This is a genomic window from Defluviimonas aquaemixtae (genome assembly GCF_900302475.1).
Classification (GTDB): domain Bacteria; phylum Pseudomonadota; class Alphaproteobacteria; order Rhodobacterales; family Rhodobacteraceae; genus Albidovulum; species Albidovulum aquaemixtae.
In genome coordinates, this window is record NZ_OMOQ01000009.1 from 23,205 (window position 1) to 33,065 (window position 9,861).

At 63.3% G+C, this 9,861-nt stretch carries 9 protein-coding genes and 1 pseudogene; 7 read left to right on the forward strand and 3 right to left on the reverse strand.

The features are described from left to right. Positions 1 to 19: 19 nt before the first annotated feature. Genes DEA8626_RS20460 through DEA8626_RS20470 form a run of 3 tightly spaced genes read right to left on the reverse strand, consistent with a single transcriptional unit; the run spans position 20 to position 3,238 of the window. Positions 20 to 835 (reverse strand): sugar phosphate isomerase/epimerase family protein, encoded by an 816-nt coding sequence (locus DEA8626_RS20460; protein WP_108855097.1) that lies wholly within the window; start codon positions 833 to 835, stop codon positions 20 to 22. Beyond that, on the reverse strand, positions 832 to 2,565 hold the full coding sequence (locus DEA8626_RS20465; RefSeq protein ID WP_306418120.1) for an FAD-dependent oxidoreductase: 1,734 nt from the start codon (positions 2,563 to 2,565) through the stop codon (positions 832 to 834). Before DEA8626_RS20465 ends, DEA8626_RS20460 begins: the two co-directional genes overlap by 4 nt. After that, entirely contained in the window at positions 2,543 to 3,238 is a 696-nt protein-coding gene (locus DEA8626_RS20470) for a TetR/AcrR family transcriptional regulator (RefSeq protein ID WP_108855099.1), read from the reverse strand. The genes DEA8626_RS20465 and DEA8626_RS20470 overlap by 23 nt, the downstream gene beginning before the upstream one ends. 157 nt (positions 3,239 to 3,395) lie before the next feature. Between DEA8626_RS20470 and DEA8626_RS20475 the strand changes: the two genes are divergently transcribed. From DEA8626_RS20475 to DEA8626_RS20505, 7 genes and pseudogenes are all read left to right on the forward strand, one after another. Continuing rightward, entirely contained in the window at positions 3,396 to 4,388 is a 993-nt protein-coding gene (locus DEA8626_RS20475; RefSeq protein ID WP_108855100.1) for a Bug family tripartite tricarboxylate transporter substrate binding protein, read from the forward strand. A 140-nt stretch (positions 4,389 to 4,528) separates the two neighbouring features. Next, positions 4,529 to 5,044: a tripartite tricarboxylate transporter TctB family protein gene (locus DEA8626_RS20480; RefSeq protein WP_108855101.1), complete on the forward strand. Its 516-nt coding sequence runs from the start codon at positions 4,529 to 4,531 to the stop codon at positions 5,042 to 5,044. Continuing rightward, on the forward strand, positions 5,044 to 6,546 hold the full coding sequence (locus tag DEA8626_RS20485; protein WP_108855102.1) for a tripartite tricarboxylate transporter permease: 1,503 nt from the start codon (positions 5,044 to 5,046) through the stop codon (positions 6,544 to 6,546). Before DEA8626_RS20480 ends, DEA8626_RS20485 begins: the two co-directional genes overlap by 1 nt. After that, the gene (locus DEA8626_RS20490; RefSeq protein ID WP_108855103.1) at positions 6,543 to 7,382 is read left to right on the forward strand and encodes a shikimate dehydrogenase family protein; all 840 of its coding nucleotides are present in this window, start codon (positions 6,543 to 6,545) and stop codon (positions 7,380 to 7,382) included. Before DEA8626_RS20485 ends, DEA8626_RS20490 begins: the two co-directional genes overlap by 4 nt. Then, positions 7,379 to 9,268: a bifunctional sugar phosphate isomerase/epimerase/4-hydroxyphenylpyruvate dioxygenase family protein gene (locus DEA8626_RS20495; RefSeq protein WP_108855104.1), complete on the forward strand. Its 1,890-nt coding sequence runs from the start codon at positions 7,379 to 7,381 to the stop codon at positions 9,266 to 9,268. Before DEA8626_RS20490 ends, DEA8626_RS20495 begins: the two co-directional genes overlap by 4 nt. Then, positions 9,265 to 9,648: a 4-carboxymuconolactone decarboxylase gene (pcaC, locus tag DEA8626_RS20500; RefSeq protein WP_108855105.1), complete on the forward strand. Its 384-nt coding sequence runs from the start codon at positions 9,265 to 9,267 to the stop codon at positions 9,646 to 9,648. The genes DEA8626_RS20495 and pcaC overlap by 4 nt, the downstream gene beginning before the upstream one ends. Further along, positions 9,645 to 9,861 (forward strand): annotated as a pseudogene (locus DEA8626_RS20505) (protocatechuate 3,4-dioxygenase subunit beta); the annotation flags it as partial. The gene pcaC and the pseudogene DEA8626_RS20505, both read left to right, overlap by 4 nt.

The following is a 9,861-nucleotide window of genomic DNA, read 5'->3' on the forward strand; positions in this document are numbered from 1 at the left end:
GAGGAGCGTCCAATCCCGCCTATTTTGCCCGGCCCGATAGAAAATGGCGGGCTTCGTTGAAAGCGAGCTTCGCCACGGCTTCACTTCCCTCGCTGATCCGAAGGCGATCCATCGGGATTTCCAGCGCCAACGGAATATCCGCGGACATCCGATCAAGGATGCTGTGTAGATCGATGCGCCCCTTCCCAGGCGGCAGCCGTTCGGACCGTGCCGCGTGCAGCAGTTCGTCTGTGGTGTAGGATGGCTGGACCGGGGCATCGCAGAGATGGACAAGTGGCAATTTGTGCCGATCCACAGTGTCGATATCATCGAGCATACTTTCAGAACGGTCGAAGTGCAGGGTATCGAGCAGCACGCCGATCCGCGGATTGTCCGTTGCACTCACCACCTGTACGGCGGACCGAAGGTCAGGCACGTTGGTCCACGGAAAGAACTCCAGAGCCGGGTCGAGACCGTATGTGTCCGACAATTCCGCGAACGCGGCGAGGTTCCGGGTCAGCCGCGAGAGGTCCGGATCATATGGCGCGGTGACGATGTGCTTGGCGCCGAGTTCCGCGCCCACCTCCAAAAAGGGTTCAAGCGCCGCAGGCTTAAACTCCGGCGTGAGGCGGACGAACTCGATGTCCATCACCCCGATGCCGGTGTCGCGCAGCGCCGCCATCGTCTCGCGCATGAGCGTAGGATCGTCCATCAGCGGGTAGCCCGGCGTGGTGTCGGTCACTCTAATCAGGCGCAGCCCAACCGAGGCGTAGCCGATCCGCGCCGCTACCTCGATCATCCGAGGCGGGGCGAGGTCGATCACCGTCAGATGGGCAAGGGAGAGCGGGCGGGTCATTCGATAGGCCTTCCTGCTGCGTGGAGCCCGGCGATATGGCCGAAGGTCAGTGCTGGGCCGAGGTTAATGCCGCCCGCCGGGTAATGCCCGCCCATGACGCTGGCCATGTCGGCCCCTGCGGCATATAGGCCGGGAATGGGCTCTCCGGCCGCCGTAATGACCCGCGCATGGCCATCGGTCCTCAAGCCCGCGAAGGTTCCGAAACTGCCGGGCACGACCTTGACGGCATAGAACGGGCCGCCGGTGATCGGCGCGACACAGGGATTGGGCTGGTGGGACGGATCGCCCTGAAGGCGGTGATAGGGGGTCGTGCCACGGCCGAAAGCCGGGTCTTCACCTCGGACGGCATGGCGGTTGTACTCCTCCAGCGTGCGCTCGAGACCTGCCCGGTCAATCCCGCATGCGGCGGCAAGCTCGGGCACGGTGCGGCCGGTCTTGATGTATCCCGACCGGATCCAAGGGCCTACCGGAAGTGGTCGCGGCCGCGCGATGCCGAGACCGTAGCGACGCTGGAAGCTGCGACTGCAGATCAGCCAGGACGCGACCTCCTGCCCTTTCGGCACGGCGGCCAACATGGCGCTTACGTAGTCATGATAGCCTTCGCCCTCGTTGCAGAACCGGCGCCCTTCTCTGAGGACACCAATGATGCCGGGCTTGCCGCGTTCGATAATGTGAGGAAATAGGCCGGTACTGCCGTCGGAATAGGGCACGACCGACACGGGGCAATAGGCCAGAGGTGCGGCCAGAGAACCATCGACCGAACCGCCCGCCGCCTCCCCCAGACGGGCGCCGTCGCCGGTGGCGGAGGGCGTGGCGAGAGTCTTCTGTTGCGTAGCTTCCGGCACAAGGCCGGCGAGTCGTCCATGATCATGCGGGAATCCGCCGGTGGCGAGAACGACGCCCTGCTTCGCACCGACCTCGATGGCTCCCTCTGCGGTGCGCAGAACGGCGCCGATGACCGCGCCGCCATCATGCAGGAGCGCCTCAGCCGGCGCGCCCGCGCGCAGTTCGACACCGAGATCGAGCGCCGAGCGCATCAGCCGCGCTACAAGCGCACTACCGTTGCGCAACTGCAATCCGCGCCGGTGTAGAGCGAGGTCGATCAGGTGTTGCCTGAACCGCCGTGCAACATGGGCGAAGGCGCGCGGCGAGCGTGTCATCGTCATGAAGGCCCGCAGATCCGCACCAGCCTGGATCGTCATCCCCATGAACGAGGTCTCTCGCAGGGGCGGCTTCAGCAACGCCAGCGAGGCGCCGAGCTTGCGCCCGTCATAGGGTGCAGCGATCACCGAACGGCCTCCGTTGCCCGCGCCATCGAGATGCCCGTAGGTGTCCGGAATGTGCGTGCCGGACTCGAACCGGAGCGCGGTCTGTTCCTCGAAGAATGTCACCATCTGCGGCGCGGCGTGCAGGAACGCCTCCACCCGCTCGGCATTGAAATCGTTGCCCAACACCTCAGCGAGATAGCGTCGCGGCGCGTCGATATCCTCGGAAATCCCCGCGCGGCGGGCCAAGGGGTTACACGGCGCCCAGATCCAGCCTCCCGACCAGGCGGTGGTGCCGCCGAGCAGCGCGTCCTTCTCGGCCACGACGACACGTAGCCCGTGATGGGCGGCGGTGACGGCAGCGGCGAGCCCAGCCGCGCCGGAGCCGACGACCAGCAGGTCACAGTCCATGCGATTCGCCAGACCGTCGGCAACGCCCATCTCAGTTCTGCGCCTCGCGGACATAGCTCTTGACCACCAAGCCGAGGATCAGGTCGACCGCCCGGCGCTTCAGCTGCGCCTGACCTTTTGCAGAGAAGAGCTTCTTGCCAAACGAGGTCGAGAACGTCGCCCGGTTCGAGACGTTGTAAAAGCTGAACGACGAGATGAACCAGTGCAGCTCCAGCGGGTCGGCTTCCTCATAGAAGAGTCCAAGTGCCTTACCTTTCGCGCACACGTCTTCAAGCTTGTCGATGATGGCCTTGTTCAAGGCCGGAACGGTCCTGGATTGTTTCAGGTAATCGGCGTGGTGGATGTTCTCGATCATGACGAGGCGCACAAAATCCGGAGCCTTCGCATGAGCATCGAAAGTCAGTTCGACCAGCTTGCGAAGCGCGTCCACAGGCTCCAGATCGTCCACCATCAAACGCGCTTCGTTCCCGCGCAGCGTGCCATAGACCGATTCGAGCACGCTGCAGTACAAACCCTCCTTGTCGCCAAAATAATAATAGATCATCCGTTTCGATGCGCGGGTGCGTCGGGCGATCTCGTCGATCCGTGCCCCAGACAAGCCGTTCGTCGCGAACTCCTCCGTCGCGACCCTAAGGATGTCGGCCTTGACCGCGTCAGGATCCTGTTTCCATTGGCTTTTTCGTTTCTTCGAAGCAGGCCCTTGCCCCTTTTCTGCCGACGAGTCCATCGCAATACCTCGTTTGAGTCTCGTCCTTCGATAACACGAAATTAACGAAATGGTACATTCTTATTGACAAATTAACCAGACAGTACATTTTAGAAAAGTCACCGCCGAGCCATGGAGGTTTCGGGGGGGGAGCGATTGACACTCAGGGAGGACAGACATGTCTCGCAAGTTTCTCGGCGCCGTAATTGCGCTTGGCCTCAGCGCAACCGCCGCGTTGGCCGAATACCCCGAAAAGGAAATCCAAGGCATCATACAATGGGGGGCCGGCGGCTCCACCGATACGGTGATGCGCGCCGTGACGCCGCATGCCGAAGAGGTTCTGGGTGGCACGGTCGTCATGCAGAACATGACCGGTGGCGTCGGCGCGATCGCGCTGAACTACGTGGCCGATGCCGAGGCCGACGGTTACACCCTTCTGATGGGTGCGGAAAACCCGCTCCTCTACAAGGTCATGGGGCTTGGCGACAAGGACTACTCCGACTTCACGCCGATCAATATCCTTGCGCGCGGCACGCCGATCCTCGTGGCCGGTCCCGAGGCGCCGTTCAACACCTACCCAGAACTGCTGGCGTACATCGCCGAGAACCCCGATGAGGTTCGTTTCGGCTCAACCGGGCCGGGCGGTCTGCCCTCGGTCGTGACCGCGATGATGTCGTCCACGACCGAGTTACCCGTAACCTTCGTTCCCTACGACGGTGACGGCCCGGCGCTGACCGCGCTGCAGGGCGGCGCCATCGACGTGATGCCGGCCGTTCTCGGTGCCGCCATCGAAGGTATCCGCGCCGGCACAATGAAGCCGATCGCGCTCTTCGATACCGAGCCGACCGCGGCCTTGCCGGACGTGCCGACAATCGTATCGACCAACCCCGAGTTCAACGACCTGCTGCCTTGGGGTCCGTTTTTCGGCGTTTTCGTCAAAGCCGGAACACCTGATGATGTGGTGGCCAAGCTGACCGCCGCCTACGCTGAAGCGGCGACCCAGCCGGATTTCGTTGAGCTTATGGATGGCCGCGGCTTTACGATGATGAACATTTCCGGTGCTGAGGCGCAGGACTTCCTGAGCAACTGGCAGCAGACGACCGCTTGGCTGATGCAGGATGCAGGCCTGACCAAAGCGTCGCCGGAAGACTTCGGCATCGCCCGCAAATAATGTCTCGGGGCCGTCGTGGCCCAGACACTGCCCCACTCACGGCAATTTACCTGACCGCGCCGCCCGTTTCCCTGCTCGAGCCGGGCGGCGCAGCCTTTCGTGTCAGGCGCTCGCGCCCCACCCAACCTCAGGAGCCCGCGATGCAAGATCAGCAACCCCGCCGCCCCGGAGAGGCCGCCTTCGCCATCTTCGTCGCCGGTGCCAGCCTGTTCCTTCTCTATAGCGCCTACGGCATTTCCGGTTTCGAGGCACTGAGCGCGCCCGGCGCGATCCCGATGGCCACTACGCTTGCCATGGTCATCACGTCCGTCATCGTCCTCACCCGCACATTGCGGCATTCCGCTGACCCCGAGGCGTCCTTCGTCCGAGATATCCTGCCTCTGAAAGTAGTCATCGTCATGGGGTTCCTCATCGCCTATGCGCTGTTCCTAAAGCCCCTTGGCTTTCTGCCGACCTCGGCGCTCTTTCTGATCGCGAGCATCAAGCTGCTAAGCCATCGGTCCTGGGCCTTCAGCATCGGCATCGGTCTCTTCAGCCTTGTGCTGATCTATCTGATCTTCCGGATCGTCTTCACCGTGCTGATGCCCACAGGCATCGTGCCTGAGGGTGAAACGCTCGCTTGGTTCCGGGCACTCTTTTCCGGGGGGACCGAATAATGGACGCGCTTTTCGCTTTCCTCACCGTCTGGACCAGTCCCGAACTCCTGGCGCTGGTCGCCCTGGGAACCCTTGCAGGGGTCTATGTCGGCGCGATCCCCGGCCTTTCGGTCACCATGGCCGTGTCGATCCTGATCTCCTTCACCTTCTCCTGGGACGTCTACCCGGCGATCTCGCTGATGATCGGCATTTTCATGGGTGGCGTTTATGGCGGGTCGCGCACGGCGATCCTGCTGAACATTCCCGGCGCGCCATCGGCGATTGCGACCGCGATGGACGGCTATCCGATGGCTCAGAAAGGCGAAGCGGGGGTTGCGATCGGCGTCACCACCGTGATGTCGTTCTTCGGTGGTTTCATCGGCATCGCGGTGCTGGCAGGCGCCGCACCTCTCGTCTCCGACTTCGCGCTGCGCTTCCAGCCGCGCGACTACATGATGCTGGCGGTCCTCGGCATCCTGCTGGTTGGCTCGCTTTCGGGCGGAAGCTTGGTGAAGGGCATCTTCGCCGGTGCCTTCGGCATCGCACTCGGGGCAGTCGGGCGCGACCCTCTGACCTTCACGGAACGCTTCACCTTCGACATCCAGCTAATGGAATCCGGCATCTCGTTCATCGCCGTCATGATCGGTATGTTCGGCGTGTCCGAAGCGTTGAATCAGCTCCATCACGTCGACACGCCCGCGATCAAGCAGAAGGTGGGTCGTATTGTCCCGTCCTGGAGCACCATCCGCAAACATCTACCGCTGTCGCTGCAAACCTCCTCAATCGGCGTCATCATCGGCGCATTGCCGGGCACGGGCGGCGACATCGCGGCTCTGATGGCCTATGACCACGCCAAGCGCATCACCAAGCAGCCCGAAGTGCCATTCGGCGAGGGTGCGATCGAGGGCCTCGTGGCGCCCGAGACCGCCAACAACGCAGCCGTCGGCGGCGCTTTCATCCCGATGATGACGCTCGGCATTCCGGGCGACGCGGTGACGGCGATCATGATCGGGGCGCTCTTCATCCACGGGCTCAATCCCGGCCCGATGCTGATGATCGACAAGCCCGACATGTTCTGGTTCATCGTCGGCGCGCTCGTAATGGCGAACTTCTTCATGCTGATCTTCGGCCTGACGGGCATCCGCGTCTTCACCAAGATCGTCGAGATGCCGCGCTCGGTGCTGATCCCGCTGATCTTGCTTCTCTCCATCGTCGGCGCCTATGCGGTGAACAACTCCATCGCCGACGTCTACTGGATGCTCGGCTTCGGCGTGCTTGGCTATTTCATGCGGCACTATGGCTACCCCTTGGGGCCGGTGATCCTCGGCGTGATCCTGTCGCGGCTTCTCGACGACAATTGGCGACGGGCGATCATATCCGAGCGCGAAAGCCTGCCGCGCTTCTTCGAGGGCGTGGTGACCAGCCCGCTGTCGCTGATCCTCTTCAGCAGCGTGATCCTGATCTTCGTCAGCCAGACCCCGCTCTGGTCGCGGATGAAGCGCAGATTGGGGAGGGCGTCATGACAAAGAAAGTGCGTCTCGGCCTGATCGGCGACAACATCGCGCGGTCGAAATCGCCCATGCTGCACCGGACAGCGGGCCGGCAATGCGGGCTCGAAGTGAGCTATGACCGGCTGATCCCCCGCGATCTTGGCGAGGATTTCGATACCGTCTTCGCCGAGGCGGGGGCCGGCGGCTATCGCGGCATCAACGTCACCTATCCCTACAAGGAAGTCGTGGCCCGATGTGTCACGATCTCCGATCCGTTGGTCCGGGCCATCGGGGCGGTGAACACCGTCATATTCGCCGACGAAGGACCTCAGGGACATAATACCGACTATTCGGGCTTCATGGCCGCCTACCGCGCGGCCTTCGGCGACACGTCTCCGGGGACGGTCTGCCTGATCGGCACGGGCGGCGTCGGCAAGGCGGTGGCGTTCGGCCTGATCGGCCTTGGCGCGCAGGTGATTCGCTGCGTCGATCTCGACCCGGCCAAGGCACAAGGCCTCGCAGATGCGCTGCGCAAGGCGGGAAGTGCCTCAGTCATCGAGACCTCGACTGATCCGGTGGCCGCCGCCAAAGGCGCCGACGGGCTTATCAACTGCACCCCGGTCGGAATGATCGGTCACGACGGCACGCCTTTGCCCGCCGATGCGATGAAGGGCGCGCGTTGGGCGTTTGACGCGGTCTACACGCCGGTCGATACCCAATTCCTTAAGGATGCTGCCGCAGCAGGGCTGACAATCATCTCCGGCTATGAGTTGTTCTTCCACCAGGGCATAGACGCGTGGGCGCTCTTCACGGGCAGGCCGCTCGACACCGACGCGCTGCGCCGCGCGATCGCGGGGGAACCGGCATGAAGACCTCGATCGCCACCGTTTCCATCTCCGGCAGCCTGCCGGACAAGCTCGAAGCCATCGCCGCCGCCGGGTTCGACGGGATCGAGATATTCGAACAGGACTTCATCGCCCATGACGGATCGCCTGCCGATGTCGGCAGGATGGTCCGCGACATCGGGCTGGAGATCATGCTGTTCCAGCCCTTCCGCGATTTCGAGGCGCTGCCGGAGCCAATGCGCGTCAAGGCCTTCGACCGGGCGGAACTCAAATTCGATCTGATGGAGGAGCTTGGCACCGACCTGGTTCTCGTCTGCTCCTCCGTCCATCCGAAGGCGCTCGGCGGCATCGACCGCGCCGCTGCGGATTTCAATGAGCTTGGCGAACGCGCCGCCAAGCGGGGCCTCCGCGTTGGGTTCGAGGCGCTCGCCTGGGGAACCCATGTCAATGACCATCGCGACGCCTGGGAAATCGTGCGCCGCGCCGACCACCCCAATGTCGGCCTCATCCTCGACAGCTTCCACACGCTCGGCCGCAAGATTGATCCCGACACTATCCGCCGCATTCCCGGCGACAGGATCTTCTTTGTCCAACTCGCCGACGCGCCCTTGATCGAGATGGACCTTCTCTACTGGTCCCGCCACTTCCGCAACATGCCGGGTGAAGGCGACCTGGCCGTGACCGATTTCATGCGCGCGGTAATGGCGACGGGCTATACCGGGCCGATCTCGCTCGAGATCTTCAACGACCAGTTCCGGGGCGGCAGTTCCAAGACCATCGCCAAGGACGGCTATCGTTCGCTCGTGGCCTTGATGGATGACGTTCGCGCGGCAGAACCCGAGGCGAAGATCGACCTTCCGTCCATGCCCTCGCGCTCTGCGGTCGAGGGCGTCGCATTCGTCGAGTTCGCGACACGTGGCGAAGACGCGGCTGCCACTGAAGCGCTGCTGAAAACACTCGGATTCGTCCGCGCCGGTCGGCACATCAGTAAGGAACTGACCCTCTGGACCCAAGGCGACATCAGAATCGTTCTCAACAGCGAGACGACCGGCCTTGCCAGCAGCGCCTATACGATGCACGGCACGACTGTCTGCGACATCGGCCTGTCGGTCGGCAACGCAAAGGAAACGGTGGAACGCGCGACCCGGCTTGGCGCGAACCCGTTCAGCCAGCCGCTGGGACCCGGAGAGCTGGACATTCCGGCGATCCGCGGGCTGAGCGGTAGCGTCCTCCACTTCATCGACGAGGCCAGCGGGTTGCGCGACGTATGGAGCGTCGAGTTCGAACCGACCGATGCGGAGGCGGGCGGCGACGCCGGTCTGACCCGGATTGACCACCTTGCCCAGACGATGAGCTATGACGAGATGCTCAGCTGGTCGCTCTTCTATACCGCGCTCTTCCAAATGCGGAAGTCACCGATGGTCGACGTCGTCGACCCCGACGGTCTGGTGCGTAGCCAGGCGGTCGAGGCGCATGACGGAGCGTTCCGGATCACGCTCAACGGTGCAGAGACGCATCGCACGATGGCGGGAAACTTCCTTGCCGAAAGCTTCGGCGCCTCAGTCCAGCACATCGCACTCGCGACAGACGACATCTTCGCCACCGCGCAAAGTCTGGCAGAGCGCGAATTCCAGCCGCTGCCGATCCCTCCCAACTACTATGCCGATCTCGCCTCGCGCTTCGATCTGGACGCCGAGTTGTTGGCCCGGCTGGAGCAGGCGAACATCCTCTACGACCGGGTCGAGGACGGCGAGTTCTTCCAGCTCTATTCGCGCCCCTTCGCGGGCGGCATGTTCTTCGAGATCGTCGAGCGGCGCGGCGGCTATGCAGGCTACGGTGCGCCGAATGCACCCTTCCGCATCGCCGCGCAGAAGCGCCTGATGCGGCCAGCAGGGATGCCCAAGAGATGACCGGCAGATACGAGACCGGGATGAAGACCCGCCGCGAAGTCCTCGGCGATGCCCATGTCGACCGTGCCGAGGCCGCCAAAACCGATTTTGACACGCCTTTTCAGACGCTCATCACCGAAGGCGCCTGGGGCACCCTCTGGTCAAGCGACGAGATCAGCCGCAGGGAACGATCGATGCTGACCCTCGCGCTTCTCGCCGCGACCGGGAATTTCGAGGAAATTCCGATGCATATCCGGGCTTGCGCGAAGACCGGCGCCACGAAGGAAGATGTCATACAGGCCTTCTTGCATGTCGCGGTCTATGCCGGTGTGCCGAAGGCCAATCACGCCATCAAGTTGGCGAAGCAGACCTATGCGGAAATGGAAGGGGTAAACACATGAGCGGACCCGGCGAACTCCACCAGCGCGACCGTGAGTGGCACCCCCCTGCGCTCACGCCGAACTACAAGACCAGCGTCGCGCGCGCGCCTCACTATGCGCTTCTTTCGCTTCAGAACTCGGCCAGCGAACTGACCGGGCCGGTCTTCGGCCAGAACGACATCGACCCGTTGGACAACGACCTCATCCGCAACTACGCCAAGACCGGAGATCCGA